The 17,615-nt window shown below is 71.4% G+C and carries 14 protein-coding genes; 6 read left to right on the forward strand and 8 right to left on the reverse strand.

Features of this window, described 5'->3' with window-relative positions; genetic code table 11:
* Positions 1-141: 141 nt before the first annotated feature.
* The 3 genes from RBJ77_RS23665 to RBJ77_RS23675 form a co-directional block, all read right to left on the reverse strand.
* Entirely contained in the window at positions 142-1,683 is a 1,542-nt protein-coding gene (locus RBJ77_RS23665; RefSeq protein ID WP_372346844.1) for a long-chain fatty acid--CoA ligase, read from the reverse strand.
* A complete protein-coding gene (gene hemA / locus RBJ77_RS23670) occupies positions 1,680-2,969 on the reverse strand; it encodes a 5-aminolevulinate synthase (protein ID WP_372346845.1) in 1,290 nt (429 codons plus the stop codon). The genes RBJ77_RS23665 and hemA overlap by 4 nt, the downstream gene beginning before the upstream one ends.
* Positions 2,970-3,061: 92 nt before the next feature.
* Positions 3,062-4,642: a class I adenylate-forming enzyme family protein gene (locus RBJ77_RS23675; protein WP_372346846.1), complete on the reverse strand. Its 1,581-nt coding sequence runs from the start codon at positions 4,640-4,642 to the stop codon at positions 3,062-3,064.
* Between the two features lie 364 nt (positions 4,643-5,006).
* Here RBJ77_RS23675 and RBJ77_RS23680 point away from each other — a divergent pair, with 364 nt between their 5' ends.
* The 4 genes from RBJ77_RS23680 to RBJ77_RS23695 all read left to right on the forward strand — a co-directional run bounded on the left by RBJ77_RS23680 (position 5,007) and on the right by RBJ77_RS23695 (position 10,047).
* The gene (locus RBJ77_RS23680; protein WP_372346847.1) at positions 5,007-5,567 is read left to right on the forward strand and encodes a DUF3291 domain-containing protein; all 561 of its coding nucleotides are present in this window, start codon (positions 5,007-5,009) and stop codon (positions 5,565-5,567) included.
* A gap of 201 nt (positions 5,568-5,768) precedes the next feature.
* Positions 5,769-9,272 (forward strand): protein kinase, encoded by a 3,504-nt coding sequence (locus RBJ77_RS23685; RefSeq protein ID WP_372346848.1) that lies wholly within the window; start codon positions 5,769-5,771, stop codon positions 9,270-9,272.
* 56 nt (positions 9,273-9,328) lie between these two features.
* Positions 9,329-9,664 (forward strand): DUF1778 domain-containing protein, encoded by a 336-nt coding sequence (locus RBJ77_RS23690; RefSeq protein ID WP_372346849.1) that lies wholly within the window; start codon positions 9,329-9,331, stop codon positions 9,662-9,664.
* Complete coding sequence (locus RBJ77_RS23695; RefSeq protein ID WP_372346850.1) at positions 9,661-10,047, forward strand: fic family toxin-antitoxin system, toxin component; 387 nt, start codon at positions 9,661-9,663, stop codon at positions 10,045-10,047. Before RBJ77_RS23690 ends, RBJ77_RS23695 begins: the two co-directional genes overlap by 4 nt.
* Before the next feature lie 20 nt (positions 10,048-10,067).
* On the opposite strand, the gene RBJ77_RS23700 is transcribed toward RBJ77_RS23695, so the two are convergent.
* The gene (locus RBJ77_RS23700; RefSeq protein WP_372346851.1) at positions 10,068-11,093 is read right to left on the reverse strand and encodes a helix-turn-helix transcriptional regulator; all 1,026 of its coding nucleotides are present in this window, start codon (positions 11,091-11,093) and stop codon (positions 10,068-10,070) included.
* Positions 11,094-11,199: 106 nt separating this feature from the next.
* Between RBJ77_RS23700 and RBJ77_RS23705 the strand changes: the two genes are divergently transcribed.
* Positions 11,200-11,595, forward strand: a complete 396-nt coding sequence (locus RBJ77_RS23705; protein WP_372346852.1) for a RidA family protein — start codon at positions 11,200-11,202, stop codon at positions 11,593-11,595.
* A 2-nt stretch (positions 11,596-11,597) separates the two neighbouring features.
* Here RBJ77_RS23705 and RBJ77_RS23710 read toward each other — a convergent pair whose 3' ends face one another.
* Together RBJ77_RS23710 and RBJ77_RS23715 are read right to left on the reverse strand one after the other, a co-directional pair.
* Positions 11,598-11,912 (reverse strand): hypothetical protein, encoded by a 315-nt coding sequence (locus tag RBJ77_RS23710; protein ID WP_372346853.1) that lies wholly within the window; start codon positions 11,910-11,912, stop codon positions 11,598-11,600.
* A gap of 557 nt (positions 11,913-12,469) precedes the next feature.
* Positions 12,470-13,588, reverse strand: coding sequence for a hypothetical protein (locus RBJ77_RS23715; RefSeq protein ID WP_372346854.1), 1,119 nt, complete (start codon positions 13,586-13,588; stop codon positions 12,470-12,472).
* 406 nt (positions 13,589-13,994) lie between these two features.
* Here RBJ77_RS23715 and RBJ77_RS23720 point away from each other — a divergent pair, with 406 nt between their 5' ends.
* Positions 13,995-14,795, forward strand: coding sequence for a BTAD domain-containing putative transcriptional regulator (locus RBJ77_RS23720; protein ID WP_372346855.1), 801 nt, complete (start codon positions 13,995-13,997; stop codon positions 14,793-14,795).
* A 410-nt stretch (positions 14,796-15,205) separates the two neighbouring features.
* Here RBJ77_RS23720 and RBJ77_RS23725 read toward each other — a convergent pair whose 3' ends face one another.
* Positions 15,206-16,219, reverse strand: coding sequence for a Gfo/Idh/MocA family protein (locus RBJ77_RS23725; RefSeq protein WP_372346856.1), 1,014 nt, complete (start codon positions 16,217-16,219; stop codon positions 15,206-15,208).
* The gene (locus tag RBJ77_RS23730; RefSeq protein WP_372346857.1) at positions 16,216-17,604 is read right to left on the reverse strand and encodes an NDP-hexose 2,3-dehydratase family protein; all 1,389 of its coding nucleotides are present in this window, start codon (positions 17,602-17,604) and stop codon (positions 16,216-16,218) included. Before RBJ77_RS23730 ends, RBJ77_RS23725 begins: the two co-directional genes overlap by 4 nt.
* Between the last annotated feature and the right edge of the window lie 11 nt (positions 17,605-17,615).

Here is a 17,615-nt window from a genome sequence, read left to right on the forward strand (position 1 = left end):
GGTCGAGCCGTCCTGCCTATTGTCACGTACGAAGCCTGAGCGGAGGCGTAGCACCCGCAGCCGTGCCGCGGGTGCTACGTCAAGGTGGTGCTGTGGCGGCCGGTCCAGCCGGCTCGTTTCGTTCTGCTGCTACGACAACTGCTACGACACGGCGGTCGGCTCGTACGTCGCGACGAGCTCCCGCTTGAGGACCTTCCCGCTGGACCCCACGGGGAGTGCGTCGGTGAACTCCACGCGGCGGGGGTACTTGTACGCGGCCAGACGCTGTCTGGCCCACTCGACGATCTCCTCGTCCGCTCCGGCGGCAAGGTCCTGCGGCCGGGCGGGCACGACGATCGCCCACACCTCCTCGCCGAGCACGGGGTGCGGCACGCCGATGACCGCCACCTGTGCCACGGCCGGATGTCCGACGAGGAGTTCCTCCACCTCGCGCGGATAGACGTTGTAGCCGCCGCGCAGGATGAGGTCCTTCTTGCGGCCGACGACCGAGAGGTAGCCGTCGTCGTCCAGGCGGCCGAGGTCGCCGGTGCGGAACCAGCCGTCGGTCAGCACCTCGGCGGTGAGGTCCGGGCGGCCGAGGTATCCGGCCATGACGCTCGGGCCGCGCACCACGATCTCGCCCACCTCACCGACGGGCAGCAGCTCGATGCCGTCGGCGTTCGGCCGGGCCGTGCCGACCGTGACGCCGGTGATCGGCACCCCGACCGTTCCGGGGCGGAACGTCAGGCCGGGGTAGTGGTAGGCCACGCTGCACGACGTCTCGGTCATCCCGTAGCCCTCGTAGACCGGGCATCCGAACGTGTCGCTGACGTCGTCGAGGGTCTTGACCGGAAGCGCCGAACCCCCGCTGAACACGCGGTCGAGCCGGGGGACCGGCCCGCCGTCGGCCACCGCGTCGAGCAGCTTGAAGTACATGGTCGGCACGCCCATGAACACCGTGCAGCCGTGCTCCGTCATCAGATCGAGGGCTTCACGGCCGGAGAACCTCGGCATCATGACGATGGAGATGCCGGCGCGGAAGCCCGTCAGCATGCCGCAGATCTGACCGAACCCGTGCGACAGCGGCAGACAGCCGAGCAGGACGTCGTCGCGCCGGAACGCGTACGGCGTGGTGACCATCCGCTCGACGTTGTACAGGATGTTCCGGTGGGTGAGCATCACGCCCTTGGGCTGCCCCGTCGTCCCCGACGTGTAGAACACGACCGCGACGTCGTCGGGTTCCCGCGTCGCGGACTCGTCGACCGGCGACGCATGCTGGGCCGCGCTCTCCACGTCGACGGTGTCCGCGGAGCCCGGGCCGACGGTGAGGAGCACCGTGCCCAGCGGCCCGGCCGCCTCGCGCGCCCGGGTGAACAACGAGGCGTCGCACACCAGGAACTGGGCCTCGGCGTCGGCCAGGACGTGCTCGATCTCCGGGACGGTCGCCATCACGTTCAGCGGGATGACGACGGCGCCGGCCGCCAGGACGCCGAAGTACACGGCGGGGAACTGCGGGGTGTCGGCCAGGAGCATGGCGACGCGGTCCCCCGGCCGTACCCCGTTGGCCCGCAGCACGGAGGCGTAGCGCTGTGCCCGTTCCCACAGCCACCCGTAGGTGACGTGCCCGGACTCGTGGACGAGGGCGGTGTCGTCGGGGTACTGCGCCGCCGTGTCGGACAGCACGGCGGCAACGGACCTGGTCATCGGGTCAGCAGTCCGTCTTTCGCGGTGGTGCCGGCCCATCCGCCGCGGAGTGGGGAGGTGGACCAGTCGCGGGCGCTCGCGGTCGGGATGTCGAGTTCCTTCCAGATGCCGTGCAGGGCGTGGGCGAAGTTCTCGACCTCGCTCTGGTCGTGCACGGCGGACGGCGCGATCCGCAGGATCTCCTCGCCCGCGGGCACGCTGGGGGCGTTGATGGACTGGACGTAGATCCCGTGCTGCTCGAACAGCAGCTGCGACGCCCGCTTGCACAGACGGTCGTCGCCGACGAACGCCGAGACGATGTGGGAGTCCGTCGAGATGAACGGGATGTCGGCCTCGATCAGCAGGCTGTGCAGGAGCCGGGCGTTCTCCGACAGGGACTTGCGCTCCACGTCGGAGGAGCGCAGGTACTGGACCGACGCCAGCGCACCGGCCGCGACCGCCGGCGGCAGCGAGGTGGTGAAGACGAACGAGCGCGAGTAGGTCCGTACCGCGTCCACGAGGGCGGCCGGTCCGGCGATGTAGCCGCCGATCGTGCCGAAGCCCTTGGCCAGGGTGCCCATCACGACCGTGAAGCGGTCGGCGATGCCTTCCTGCGCGGCGATGCCGGCGCCCTGCGGGCCGTACATGCCGACCGCGTGGACCTCGTCGATGAAGGTCGTGGCGCCGTACTTGTCCGCGACGTCGGCGATCTCGGCGAGCGGCGCGACGTTGCCCGACATGGAGTAGACGGTCTCCGCGACGACGAGCTTCGGGGCGTCGGCGGGAGCGGCAGCGAGCAGCTCTTCGAGGTGGGCGACGTCGTTGTGGCGGAAGATGTGCTTCTTCGCGCCGCTGTGCCGCAGGCCGTCGATGATCGAGGCGTGGTTCTTCGCGTCGGAGAACACGATGGTGTCCGCCGGCATCCCCGCCAGGATGGAGAGCGAGCCTTCGTTGGCCGTGTATCCCGAGGTGAACAGGAGCGCGGCTTCCTTGCCGTGCAGGTCCGCCAGTTCGTTCTCGAGACGGACGTGGAAGTGGTTGGTCCCACCGATGTTCCGGGAGCCTCCGGAGCCCACGCCGTGAGTGTCGATCGCCTCCTGCACGGCCGCGATGACCTGGCGGTTCTGACCCATGCCCAGGTAGTCGTTGCTGCACCAGACGCTTACTTCCGAATCCACCCCGTCGCGTCGCGCGGTGGCCAGCGGGAAACTGCCGGAACGACGTCCGATCTCCAGGAATTCACGCTTGCTCTCGGCGAGATCGTCAGCGGTTATCCCATTCAAATATGATGCCAGATGCGCGTTCATTCGTTCGCCTTCTCGATGGAGCGGTTGGATTGACATGCGGCCAAAAAGGCCTGCGAGGTCCGCGAGTTCTGCGATTTCTGCGAGTGCTTGCGTCAGACGCTCTGCGCGCGCAGGAGCGCTTTGTCGGGCTTTCCGTTGCTGTTCATCGGCAGCGCGTCGAAGACGGCTATCTTTTCCGGCACGTGAATCGGGGACAGCGCCTCGGTGATGCGCGTGCGAATGTCCGCCACGTCGACGTTCTCGGCCGGATCGCATTCGATCGCGGCGTGGATGTGGTCGCTGCCGTCCTCGTCGCGCACACCGTAGACGGCGGCGTGCCGGACGCCCGGGTGGGAAAGGATTTCCGCTTCGAGGACGATGGGATGGACCTTGACGCCACCGACCTTGATGACGTGGGCCACCCGGCCCAGGAGGGTCAGATAACCGCGCTCGTCGACGAAGCCGATGTCGCCGGTGAAGTACCAGCCGTCCCTGATCACCTGTGCGGTCAGTTCCGGCAGGCCGTTGTAGGCGTCCATCATCTGGGGCGAGCGGACGCGGACCTCACCGATCTCCCCCGCCGGCAGTTGCTCGCCCGACTCCGAGTTGCAGACGACGACCTCCACCTCGGGGAAGGGCCGCCCGACGGTGCCCGCGAGCTCCGGGTCGCCGTGCTCCGGAGGCGTCAGGGTCGTGATGCGGCCGGCCTCGCTCGCGGCGTACCCCTGCCACAGGACGGGACCGAAGAGCCGGAACGCCTGGGCGATCCGGGCGGGGGCCGCGGGGCTGCCGCCGTAGACGATCCGCTTCAGCGAGGTCATGCCGGCCGCCGCCACGGCGTCGCTCTCGGGGACCCCCTGCTCCAGCAGGTGGTCGAGGAGCTGGAAGACGTGGTTCGTCGCCATGAACGTCCACGAGATGTCCTTCTCCGCGGCGACGGCCTGCGCGAACTTCTCGGCGTCGAACGTCTCGTGGAGGTAGAGCGCCCCGCCCAGGGCGAGGCACCCGTCGACCATCGGGGCGACGCCGTGGCTCAGCGGGGTCGACACCAGGATCGAGGCGCAGTCGGCTTGCCGGCCCAGCCCCATCCACGCCTGCAGAGTGGCTTCCCACGCGCGGCCCGAGAGGCGGATGCCCTTGGGGCGGCCCGTGCTGCCGCTCGTGTAGCCGATGAAGGCGAGCGCGTCCGGCTCCCACGCCTCGACCTGCGGGACGTCGGGGGCGTCGGCGCCATCGGGCCGGTCCTGCACGTCCCGCACCCGCGTCACCGGGATCCCGCTGGCGTCGGCGAGCTCCGCCGCGCGCTCCGCGCCCTCGGCGTCGGCGAAGACGGTCACGGTTCCGGTCTCGCGCAGGATCTGGATCTGGTGGTCCAGCGGAAGGACCGTCGCCCGGGTACCGGGATTCGTGGTCCGCAGATAGCAGACGGCGCCGCCGAGGAGATGCGTCGCGTACCGCGCGGTGAGCATTTCGGGGCTGTTCGGCGCGGCCAGCACGGCCACCACGTCCCCCTTGCCCACTCCGCGATCGCGCAGCGCAAGGAATGCTTCGGTCACGGACCGGATCAGGTCACCACCGGAGAAGGCTTTATCACGCCAATGGGCGACCTTTCGTTCCGGCGCGGCTGCGAGCAGTGAGAGTATCTCCGAGACATAACTCCGATGCGTACTCCACCATTGCTCGGGCAGGCTCATGGGACCTTCCTTTTATTCTCCAACTAACGGCGCTATTCGATTGAGCGGTTCAACTTTCGCCGCGCAATTCGAGTCGGTCAAGCCTGTTCCACCGGCACTCAAGCGATCGTTTTGCGCTTCTTGAGTAATTCCTTCTTTCCCTGGTCGCGCGTATACGTGCCCTTCGACAAAGAGACAGTGTGCTCTTCTTAAAAGCCTTCTAAAACTCACCGTGTCCCGGCCGCGCAAGAGGCGTCACATGAGCCCGCGCAAGAGGCCACTTCGGGGACGAAAAAGCAACTTCGACATGGATCACGGGGGCGGCTACGTTCACCTGGCCTTCGGAGTTCGCGAACGGCCAGGCCCCCCAACCTGGGAGAGACGCATGCCCCAACTCGCTCTGTACACATTCGGCGTCCTGAAGTCGCCCCTCGCCGATCCCGGACCGCTCACCCGCGAGTTCCACGACAGCAGCGAAGCCGTCTACCGGACGATCAGCCGGCACCCCGGATACCTCGCCCGCGCCGAAGCGGCGGACGGCAGCCGGGGCACGCTCTTCGACCTGGACTGGGGCGACTGGGGCGAGTTCGCCGCACCGGCCTGGTACGACAAGGGCCGCACCGCGCAGACCGCCGCCCTGGCCGCGACCCTCTCCCTCTGGACCGGCCTGCGCCCCGCCTTCGACGCCATCTACACCGGCCTGCACCGCCAGGCGCTGAACCGGCGCTACGACTGGTTCGAGCGGACCGGCCACCCCGGCCACGTGTTCTGGTGGGTCTCCGAGGGCGTGAAACCCACCTGGCAGGACGGGGTTTCCCGGCTGGAGCACCTCCACGACCACGGCTCCGCACCGCACGCCTTCACCTTCCGGCACGCGTTCGACCCGGAGGGAACTCCGGCCAGGGTCAAGGGCGTTGGGCGGCAGGCGGCCACGGCTCCCGAATGAGGACCGACCGCCCCCGGTTGAACATCGACACCCGCCTCGACGACGTCACATACTGTGGCTCGTTCCCCTGGGGCAACGGAACCGTCCGAGGAAACGGAGTCGTCTGAGGCAACGGAGTCGTCTGAGGCAACGGAGTCGTCTGAGGCAACGGGATCGCCGGTCTCCGGGGCGCGGCCGGTCGTCAGCAACGGGGGAGCCACCGTGAACGCACCTGCGTCGTCCGCCGTCTGGTCGGCCGGTGACACCGTCGACGGCCGCTACCGGGTGATCGGTGAGCTGGGCCGGGGCGGGATGGGCGTCGTGCACCGTGTGCGGCACCTGGGCTGGGGCATCGACATGGCGGTGAAGAGTCCGCGCCCCGAACTCTTCGACGGCCCCGGCGACCAGGCGCTGTTCGTCAGGGAGGCCGAGGCGTGGGTCTCCCTCGGACTGCATCCGCACGTCTGCGCCTGCCACTACGTACGGGTGGTGGGCGGCGTCCCCCGCGTGTTCGCCGAGTACGTCGAGGGCGGCAGCCTCGCGGAGTGGATCGGCGACGGACGGCTCTACGCCGGGGGCGCCCGGCAGGCCGTCGCCCGCGTCCTGGACACGGCCGTCCAGGTGGCCCGCGGGCTGGAGCACGCCCATCACCGGGGCCTCGTGCACCAGGACGTGAAACCGGCCAACGTCCTGCTCGACGGCGCGGGCACCGCGAAGATCACCGACTTCGGCCTCGCCCGGTCGAAGGCCGCCGTGGTCCCGCCGGGCGCCACATCGGGGCCGGGCGCCGCATCGGGGCCGGGCGTCGGCGTGCCGGTGCCGGAGCTCAGCGTGCTGGTGCCGTGGGGCGGCATGACGGTCGTCTACGCCTCGCCGGAACAGCTCACGGGCGACAGCGTCGGACGGCGCAGCGACGTCTACAGCTTCGCGGTCACGGTGCTGGAGATGATCACCGGCCGCGCGTGGTGGTCGGCGGGCCCGGTGGCCGGTCTGGCCCTGGAGGAGTACCTCGGCGACGCCGCGAATCCGGTCGCGGCGCCCCCGGAACTCGCCAACCTGCTGCGACGCTGCCTGCGCCAGTCCCCCGCCGGCCGGCCGCCCTCGATGGCGGACATCGCGGACGTGCTCACGGAGATCCACGAGCAGCAGACCGGCTCGCCGTATTCGCGGCCCGCACCGCGGGCGGCCGACCTGCGCGCCGACGAGCTCAACAACCGGGGCCTCTCGCTCCTCGACCTGGACCGGACCGCCGACGCCGAACGCGCCTTCGCCGAGGCCCTCTCGGTCGATCCGCATCACGTCGGGGCCGTGTACAACGCGGGCCTGCTGAGCTGGCGGACGGGGGCGATCACCGATGCGGAACTCGTCAGCCGCCTTGAGGCGCTCCCGCAGGTCACCGAGGCCGAAGCCGACGCCCACACCCACGCCGCCACAGGTACAGGCCCCGACGCGTCATGGCAGACGCGCCTGCACCTCGCCCGCGTCCACCTCGAACGCGGTGACCTCGGCGCCGCCCGCGCACTCCTCGACGTCCTCGCGCGAGAACGGCCCGACGACACCGACGCCCGCGCGGCGGCGGAGGCCGCGGCCGACGGGAGCGTGGCCGACGCCCACCGCATCGAGACCCGCGCGCTGGGCGAGCCCTTCCAACTGACGCCACCCATAAGGCTCCTGGCCCGGCACGAGGTCTCGGGGTACCTGCCGATCCGCTTCTCCCCCGACGGACGGCTCGCGCTGAGCGGCCACTGGGACGGCGGGCTGCGCCTGTGGGACACCGCCACCGGCGCGACACGGCCGGCGCTCATGGGCGGCGGCGAGGAACTGCTCGGCGTCGACCTCACCCCCGACGGCTCGTACGCCCTGTCCACCGACCGCGGCGGCACCGTGCGGTTCTGGGACGTGGCCGCCCGCGACTGCGTACGCGTCATCCCGGCGGCCGCCGCCCCGCGGGGATGCCCGGTGCGGCTGAGCGCCGACGGGCGCGTCGGCGTGTGGATCGGCCCGGACGGACACGTCCAGGCCTGGGAACCCCGCACCGGGACCCGCCTGTGGTCGCTGGGGCCCGCGGTCGACGGTGCGCTGGACGGCTCGCGGTACGAGGTGAGCCCCGACGGGCGTCACGTGCTCACCGCCGAGGAGGACGGGGCGCGGCTGTGGAGCACGGCCGACGGCAGGTACCGCGCCCTGACCACGGGCTCACGAGCCCACTCCCTGTGTTTCGCCCCGGACGGCCGCCTCGCCGTGGTCGCCTGCGAGGACGCCACGATCCGGATCTGGGACGCCGTCGCAGGCCGGCTGATCCGCACGCTGACCGGGCACACCGCCGCGGCCGGTCACCTGGCGGTCGGCGACGGCGGACGGCGACTGCTGTCCGGGTCGACCGGGGAGCACACCGTCCGGGTCTGGGAGGTGGACACCGGCCGCTGTCTGCGGACCTTCTCCACGGGCCGCCACGGCATGCACCACGTCGGATTCCCCGACGCCGGCGACGACCGGTTCGGCTGCTCCGTCGGCGGCCACCCCGAGCTCCCCACGAACCGCTGGCGGCTGCCCGACACCACCTACGCGGCAGAGCCCCACGTGATCAAGCCGCGCGAGTACGCCGAGGTCAGCCGCCTCGGCGGCCTGGCGGAAGGACTCCTCACCGAGGCCCGCCGGGCACTGGCGAACGGCCGGCACCGCCCCGCCCTCGACCTGCTGACCACACTCAGAAGGCTCCCCGGTTATGAACGCGCGCCCCAGGTCCTGGCCGTCTGGCACGAACTGGCCCGGTCGGCCCGCCACGTGTCGCTGCGCGCGGCCTGGTCACGACCGCTGGACGCCGGGCACCTCGCGTACGGCGCCGTCACCGGGATCGGCCTGGCCGCGAACGCCCGGCTCGCCGTCAGCGGCCAGGGCGACGGGACGATCCGCGTCTGGGACCTGGACAGCGGGGAGTGCAACCGGGTCATCGCCGACCACCGGAGCAGCGTGAGCGAGGTGGCGCTGACCGACGACGGCCGGCACGTCCTGTGCTTCGGCTTCAAACCGCAGGCGATCACCCGCTGGCCGCTGCACGGCGACGGGCGCCGGCTGGCGGCCCCGCACTGGGACCTGACGCGGACCGTACGGTTCACCGGCGACGGGCGGCACGCCCTGTTCGGCAGCGGCGAGGGCACCGTCCGCCGGTGGGACCTGGACGAGGACCGCTGCGTGTCGGCCCTCGGGCCCGCGGGCCCGGTCGACGTGATCTCCCCGTCCGCCGACGGCCGGCTCGCGGCGATCGGCGACTGCACCGGGGTCGTCCGCCTGTGGGACCTCGACGCAGGCCGGTGCCTGCGCACCTGGAAGGGCCCGAAGGAACCGGTCCTCTCGGCGTGCCTCAGCGCCGACGGCCGCCTCGCCCTGTCCACGCACATGGTGATGTCGTCCGGCGCGAAGGACGAGCCGATCCGGCTGTGGGAGGCCGGGAGCAAACGGTGCGTGCGCACGTTCACGGGCCACGAGGGCTGGGTCTCCGCCGTGCGGTTCACTCCCGACGCCCGGTTCGCGTTCTCGGCGGGCCACGACGGCACCGTACGGATGTGGGACGTGGCGACCGGACGCTGTCTGCACGTCCTCGAAGGACACCAGGAACGCATCCGGCACCTCGAACTCACCACGGACCTACGGAACTTGCTGTCCGCGGGCGACGACGGACTACGGCTCTGGCACCTCGACTGGGAGCTGGCGGCCGACGGACGGTGACGCGGGCGCGCAGCACGCCCTGGCCGACCGATAGGGCCAGCGGTACCATCGGTACCATGGCGAACAGTCCCAAGGCCCTGAACCTGCGGTTCCCCGACCCGGCCCAGCGAGCGGCGATCGAAGCCGCGGCCCGGCAGGAGGGCAAGAGCCTGCAGGAGTACATCCTCTCCGCCGCGATCGACAAGGCGACCGCGGTCGAGCGCAAGTTCCTCCAGGCGTTCGAGGAGTCGAAGACCCGCAGCGGAGAGGCGTTCCGCGCCGCGTCCGACAGCCTCGACCCCACCCCGGAACAGCGGACCGCGGAGCAGCGCGCCCGCCGCGACCTGGAGGAACGGGAACGGGAACAAGGTCAGAAGCAGAAGCAGGGGCAGGGGCAGGGGCACGCCGCGTGAGCCAGCCCGTCCCCGAGCATCCGCTCGACGTGACCTTCCTCCTCCACGCCGCCGAACTCCTCGACGATGATCCCCAGGTCGACGACTACGGCCCCCTGTACGCGGCCGTCGCCCGGGTCAACGCGCGAGCGCTGGAACACGACATCTACGGCAGCCTGAACCTCAAGGCGGGCGCCCTGCTCCAGACCCTGGCCCGGCTCCCGTGCCTGGAACACTCGAACGCGGCGTTCGCGTGGCACGCCACGGAGGCGTACCTGGCCCTGAACGGCCGACGCCTCGACTACCCCCTCAAGGCAGCGGTCGAACTGGTCCACGACGCCGCCGCGGGCAAGGAGGGCGTGGCGGGCATCGCGCGGCGGCTGCGGGACTGGACGGTCGGCTGAGCGTCCGCGAGAAGCGCACCTCACAACTCCCCGGAGACCGGCCCCACTTCACCCTCAGGCGAGCCCGAGCCCGATTCCGCGTACCGTGCGGCGAGCGCGGCCGCACGACGACGCAACGAAGTACGGAGTGAGACCGGGCTCAAAGCCTCTGCATCGAGGCCCAGTTGCCACAGGGCCCACTCGGCGTGGCGGGTGTCCTGGAAGGTCGCTTCGAACCGGAGCCAGCCGTCGGTGGCGGTGTCGGGGGTTTCGGCGCGGACGGCCAGGGCGGTGTCCAGGAGTTCCTCCCGGCGGGACGGGGCGAGTCGCAGCAGGACGGTGAGGTGGTCGCTGCCCGCGAAGAACTGGGCCGAGCGTTCCCGCCAGATCCGGTCCAGGTCCACCGAGTCGGGGCGCCGGGCCGGTTCGGGGAGTTCCTCGGCCGCCCGTATGCGGGACAGGCGGTAGGTGCGGTCCGCGCCCTCCCGGGTGGCCAGCAGGTAGCCCTTCTCGCGCACGGTGACCAGGCCGATCGGGTCGATCGTGCGCCACTGGGGTGCCCGGCCCGTGGCCTCGTAGTGGATGCGCAGGCGGTGGCCGGTGAGGACCGCGCGCCTGACCTCGGTCATGGTGGTGCCGGGTACGTCCTCGGTGGTCAGCCTGCGGGACAGCAGGTCGGTCTCCGGGTCGACGAGGAAGCGCCGGGCCGCGTCGCTCGCCGTGGTCCCGTGGCCGGCGGGCAGCGCGTCGACCACCTTGCGCACGGCCGAGGCGAGCGCCGGGCCGAGTCCGAAGACCTGGTCGCGGCGGCCCGGTCCGGCGGCGAGCAGGGCGAGCGCCTCGTCGTGGTTGAGGCCGGTGAGTTCGGTACGGAAGCCGGGCAGCAGCTCGAAGCCGCCGTACCGGCCGCGTTCGGCGTAGACCGGCACGCCGGCCGAGGACAGCGCCTCGATGTCGCGCAGCACCGTGCGCGTGGACACCTCCAGTTCGGCGGCGAGGGTGTCCGCGGTCATCCGGCCGCGCTGCCTCAGCAGGAGGACCAGCGAGACCAATCGGTCGGCGCGCATCCGCGAACCGTAGCGAACGAGCGCATACATGACGGAGGGTGTCGTGAATTGTCGCGAGGCTCGTTCCACGACGGCGCAGCCGAAAACGAATGGAGCTGATGCGACGATGCAGCGAACAGCGGTCAACCCGGTGCCATGGTCGGTGGAGTTGGGGTTCGACCAGGGGGAGGTCGTCTCCGGGCAGACGCGCACCCTGTACGCCTCCGGACAGACCGCGACGAGCGACGACGGCAAGCCCCTGCACGACGGTGACATGGCGGCGCAGTTGGCGCTGAGCGTCGACAACCTGGAGGCGGTGCTCGCCGGGGCCGGCATGACGCTCGCGAACCTGGTCCGGCTGAACGTCTACACGACCGACGTCGACCTCCTCTTCCAGCACTACGGCGTACTGGCGGCGCGCCTGGGCGCAGCCCGGGTGGCACCGGCCTCCACGATGCTGGGCGTGACGCGACTGGCGCTGCCCGGCCTGTTGGTCGAGTTGGAGGGGACCGCGGTCGCGTGAGGTCAGGCCGCGGGTGAACTGACCGCGGCTGCCGTGAAGTTGAGTCCTGCCGGGACCAGGAAGTCGTGGTACTCGCTGACCCCGCCCTGCGCGTCGAACCGGAACTCGGCGACGAGGGTGCGGGGCGCGGGGCCCGTCGTGAGGGTGATCCGCGCGCTGACCCGGTCGCCCTCGGCGAGCAGCGACTCGTAGCGCGGCCGGTGGTGGCCCGCGGCGAGCAGGGCGCGGGCGAGCGTCTTGTTGCGCTCCTGGAGGGCCTGGGCGGCGAGCAGGCCGGACAGTGTGGCGCTCATGGCGTTGTGTGGTGTCGCGTCCATCCCTGGACCTCCTGTCGGAGCGGCACGCCACCGCGGGTGCCGCTCCCCCACGGTGTCGTACGGGAGTCGAGGCCCGTTCGAGCGGCGGTGGGGGGCGCCCGTCGCGTCAGAAAGTGCCGGGTGAACGGCGTCGAGTCCACCGCGAACAGGCTGTTCATCCGGTGGATTGGCGATCATCGACCAGCGGAAGCGGTGTAGTCCCCACTGACGAGGTCGTTCATCACGCTCTCGGGAACAGCGCCCTGTGTGGACCTGCCTACTTCGCGGCGCGCGAGGAAGGCCAGAAGTCGCTCGCGGAGTTCGGTGACGGCAAAGCGGCTCGGCGCAGGTGACATGCAAGATCGGCGCCCTGCGTGCAGAGCGCCGACCTTGTGCGGTGCACGCGGCAACGTGTACCCGCTGAGTTCCTGATCGCGTGGGTGGAGCCCGTAACGCACAGGAGTGGCCTGCCGATTTCGACGCCAGGCCGATTCAACGCAGAGAAGCTTCCCTCGGAGGAACAAACGATTACTGAACGTCCGGGGGACCGTCAGCTCCACGAAACGGGGAACGGCAGGTCAGAGGCGTGATGGTCGCTGGCAAGGTTCTGCGCCGACTCCCGGCTGCGACGCTCGTCCGCGCTGTGGGAGTGCCGGGCTCGTGAGGCGGGGGGCGATGCCCGGAGCCGTGCCCGGGGCCGCGATACCGGGTGGCGCGGGCGGCAGTGGCAGCAGCGGGCCGACTCCAGGGGGCAGCGGGCCCGGTGCCGCCGGGCCGGGTGCGGCGGCGGCGGGTTCTTGCGGTACGGGAACGGGGGGGGGTGCCACGCCGCGTGCGGGCGGTGCGGGCGGCCTGGGCGCGGTGGTTCCGGGGCGCTTCGAGCCGGTGGGCGGCGCCGCGGTGAGGGTGATGCGGGCGGAGGCGTACGCGATCAGGCGGGGTGGGGCGACGGAGCCGCCGCGGGTGTCGAGGGTGCGCAGGCGGTCGCCGCCCTCGGCCCGGCTCCGGCTCGGATACGTGCCCGGGGCGCGTCGCAGTTCGGCGGTGCAGGTCGCCGTCTCCCGGGGCGCGAGCCGGGAGAGGACCGGGCTTCCGGCGGTGCAGGTGATCGGGGCCTTGCCGAGTACGGGATCGGTGACGCGGATCGTGTAGGCGGGGCGGTTGCCGGTGTTGGTGACGGTGTAGCGGATCCGGGCCCGCTCCGGCCCCGTCGCGCGGGCCGTCTCCCGGAGGGCGAGGGCGGCCCCGACGCCCGCGTATCCGGAGGGGGCGGACGCCTGGACGGTGGTGCGCAGGTACGGCTGGCGTCCGGCCGCGTGCGCCTCGCCGATCCAGGTGCCCGCGCGTGCGGCGCCGGCGCCGGTGGCCCAGCACCGCACGGTGCGCAGGCCGGTGAGCAGCGGGACCCGGTTGCGGCCGCCGGGGCAGCGGATCCGGGCGCCGGGCATCGCCGAGTCCCGGACGCGCAGGTCGTGGAGGTCGGCGCCGCCGTGGTTGACGAGGCGGTACGAGGTGACGACGGGGGCGCCGGTGCGGATGCCGGGCCGCAGCGCTCCGGTGCCGGGGCGGGTGTTCACGGTGACCTGGAGGCCGAGGCCGTGCGTCTCGGCGCCGTCGGCGGCGGTGGGTCCGGTCGCCGACCAGGAGCTCGCGCCCAGGAGGACGCCGATCAGCAGCCACCTTGCGGTTACCGCCACCGTCGCACCCCTCCGTCTGATGATCACATCGGCATGCTGGGGGTGCGGGTCGGGCCGGGGCCGCCCTGGCACGCCCCTGCCCCCGCGATTCACCCGAGCGGCGGCGCCTCGCCGCCCTCACTGACGAACTGCATGCCGCTTGCCTCATGTCGCTTGCCTCAAGTCGCTTGCCTCATGTCGCGTGCTGCGGCCCCGGGCCGGGCCACGACCGCCTGACCGGTAGAAAGGCGCAGGCCACCGCAGGCGCCACGCGTTCGGGGCGGGGCGACGGGGTGGGCATGAAAATGTCATGGGGGTGGCCCCCGTGAACTCACGGCGGGTCCGTGCCCCGTTCCCTGTCCGGCCCCTGGCGCGTATGCGACCGTCACTTTTCAGACGCCTGCGACTGGGGGAAGGAGCAGCAGCTATGGAGGTCGACGTCCTCGGGCCGCTCGTGGTGCGGACGCACGGTGTGTCGCTGGTGCCCAGTGCCGCCAAACCCCGCCAGGTGCTCGCGCTGCTGTCGGCCAATCTCGGGCAGCACGTTTCGCTGGGCGCCATCGAGCGGGAGTTGTGGGACGACTCGCCGCCGGGTGGGCCCGCGGGGGTGGTGCAGACGTACGTGAAGCAGTTGCGGCGTGCGTTGTCCGCCGCGCTGGCGCCGTACGGCGGGCCCGACGCGAAGACGGTGCTGCGCCGCACGCACACGGGTTACCTGTTCGAGTTGCCGGGGGCCGATCTGGACAGTCAGGTCTTCGAGCAGCTGACGCTGCGCGGGCAGCGGGCGCTGGCCCGGCGTGAGGCCGAGGAGGCTGCGGCGCTGCTGGACCGGGCGCTGGCGCTGTGGCGCGGGCCGGTGCTGGCCGACGTGCGGACGGGGCCTGTCCTGGAGTCCGAGGTGCGGCGCCTCGACGAGGTGCGGCGCGGTGCCCTGGAGCGGCGGACCAGCGCGTACCTGCTGCTGGGGCGGCACGCCGAACTGATCGGTGAGCTGAGCGTGCTGACCGCTCATCATCCGCTGCAGCAGAACCTGCACGCCCTGCTGATCCTGTCGCTGCACCGCTGCGGCCGTTCGGACGAGGCGCTGGAGACGTTCCGACGGTTGCGTGCCTCGCTCACCAGCGAGTTGGGGATCGAGCCGTCGCAGCAGTTGCAGCAGTTGCACCGGGCGATCCTCAACGGGGACCCGGCGCTGTCGTCCAGCGCATCCGATTTGGCTGTCTTCTAGCGGTCAACCGCATGCTCGTGGCGTGCCTGCCGGGGCCCGCTCCACCGTGCGTCGAGGCGTCCGGCCGGTCGGGCGGTGGACCCGTCCGTGTCCGCACGCCGGGACCCGGACGTCCGCCGCCCCTCCGGTCCGACCGCCGTCGTCACGCCCGGTGCCGCGGCCCCGGCGGGCTGCGGATGCCGGGCCGCAGCGCGCCGGTGCCGGGGCGGGTGTTCACGGTGATCCGGAGGCCGAGGCCGTGCGTCTCGGCGCCGTCGGCGGCGGTGGGGCCGGCGGCCGACCAGGAACTCGCGCCCAGGAGGAGGCCGATCAGCGGCCGCCGGCCGGTCGGCGTGCAGGAGCAGCCGGCCGCATCCGGGGCAGTGACCCTTCTGCTGCTGGACCAGGCGCTGGTGACGCGGGCGGTGGATTCAGGCTGAGATCTTGAGGTCCTGAGCAGTCCCCCAAGCCGTGTGTTCGCTGCGTGCGGCGATCCGGACCATCCTGCTGAGGAGTTCCGACTGCCGCAGAGTGTCGCTGGTGTCCGGTGGGGTGCCGGCACGCGCCGCGGCGGCGAAGGCGGCCACGGTGGCCGCCACCTGGTCGTGCGGCTCCAGGCGGATCTCCTCGGCCTTCGCGCCACGGTGGAGACCGATCACGGGGACGTCCTCGGCGGGCGGGGTGAACGCCCGGTCGACGGTCAGGCTGCCCTCGCTGCCCCGCAGTTCGTAGGCCGAGCGGTAGGTGTGCTCCATGCCGAAGGCGATCTGGGCCGTGACGCCGCCGGGCGTGCGCAGCAGTGCGGCGCCGGAGGTGTCGACCTGCCGGCCCGTCCCCCGGGTCAGGCAGGCGCCGATGATGTCGAGCTCGGGGCCCAGGAGGTGCAGTGCGGCCCGCAGGGGGTAGATCCCGACGTCCATCAGGGCCCCACCGCCGAGCTCCGGCCGGTACCTGATGTCACTGTCCGCGAGCGGCGGGATGGTGAACGCCGCGTGGAACGAGCGCAGTTCGCCCAGTGCCCCGTCGGCGAGCAGGTGCCGCACGGCTTCGTGCCGGCGGTGATGGACGAACATGACGTTCTCCATGAGCACCAGGCCACGAGAGGCGGCGAGCTCGAACAGGTCTCTGGTGCAGGCGTATTCGGTGGAGACGGGCTTCTCGGCGAGGACGTGTTTGTTCGTGCGCAGTGCCGCCTCGACCCATCGGGGTCGCACGGCTGCGGGCAACGGCACGTAGACGGCATGGATGTCGTCCCGTGCCAGGAGCTCCGCGTACCCGTGGACGGCACGGCAGTCGAAGGTGTCCGCGACCCGCCGTGCCTTGTCCCGGTCGCGGCTGGCGACCGCCACGACCTCGATGTCGGGACTGGCGGCGAAGGCGGGGAGCATCCGGCGTACCGCGATGTTCGCGCATCCGATGACCCCGACCCGGAGTGGGGCGATCATCGGGTTACGGTCTTCGTCGCGTTGAGGCAGGCGAGCATGGTGCGGGCCTGGACGTTGAGGTAGTGGCTGTGCTGGACCAGGGAGGTGAGTTGCGCGGGGGTGACCCAGGCGTAGCCGGGCGGAGGATCCAGCGGGGCGTCCGCCTCGACGACGAGGCAGCGGTTCTCGGCGTTGAGGAATCGGCCTCCCTCCTCGGCGTGCACGACGTCGTAGCGGATCCGGTCGCCGGCGGCGTGGAGCACCGATTCCGCGAACGGGGGGCGCTCCTGCTCCGGCAGGTGGGCGTAGTTGTGCGGGGTGTACTGCACGGTCGGTGCCAGCTCGACGGTGTCGACGAGGCCGGGTTCGACCCGGGCCTGCACCAGGACGTGCGGGGTGCCTTCGATCTCGCGGGTGAGGAAGGCGAGGACGCCTTGGTCGGCCGGCTCGAACAGGGGCTGGGTCCAGCCGGTCACCTCGCGGTTCCCGGCCTGGACGGACACGGCCACGACGTCGAAGTAGCGGCCCGTCTCGTGTTCGATGACGCTGTCTCGGCGCTTCCAGCCGGGGAGCTGGTCCAGGGGGGCTGGTGCGGTGCGCACGCAGTGCCGGGTGCGCTCACCGGTGATCCACGAGAGCAGTTCGGTGTCGGTGAGCAGGGCGTCGCCCGATGTGTCGTCGGTGGGCAGGCACGACAGCACCGTGCGTGAGTCCATGTTGATGACGTTGTCCCGGTGCAGCAGCTCGTTGATCTGGCCGAGGGTCAGCCAGCAGAAGTCGTCCAGCAGCGGCACGTCGCCCACCGCCTCCACGACCATGTTGCGGTTGGACTTCCGCGAGAACCACGAGCCGTGCTCGGACTGGCGCACGTCCACGATGACGCGGCCGCGGTCCGGACCGACGAAGTGCTCGATGTACTTGACGTCTCCGCCTTGGTGGGCCTTGGTGTAGTTGCTGCGGGTCGCCTGGACCGTGGGCGAGAGCTGGAGCAGGTTCGGGTTGCCCGGTTCCATCTTCGCCTGCATCAGGAAGTGCAGCACCCCGTCGAACTCCTTGACGAGGATGCCGAGGACACCCACCTCGTGCTGCCGCATGATGGGCTGGTACCAGTCGCTGTGCGGGCCATCGCCATGCGGCGGGCCGTCTTCCGTGAAGTGCAGTCCTTCGACGGTGAAGAAGCGGCCGCTTCGGTGCACCAGGTTCCCGGTGTGCTCCTGGAAGGACCAGCCCTCCATTTCCGCGAAGGGTATGCGGTCCACGCGGAAGGTGTTGGCACTGCGTCGTTCGGCCAGCCAGCCGTCGAAGTGCTCGGTGGGCAGCTGCACTCCTTGGTTGGTCGCGGCCGATGCGGCGATACGTGCCGGCAGACTCTGGACCGCACGCCTCTGGAGGACATGGGACGGCATCGACGTAACTC

It is taken from the genome of Streptomyces sp. KL116D, from assembly GCF_030766975.1.
Taxonomy (GTDB): Bacteria; Actinomycetota; Actinomycetes; order Streptomycetales; family Streptomycetaceae; genus Streptomyces; species Streptomyces longispororuber_A.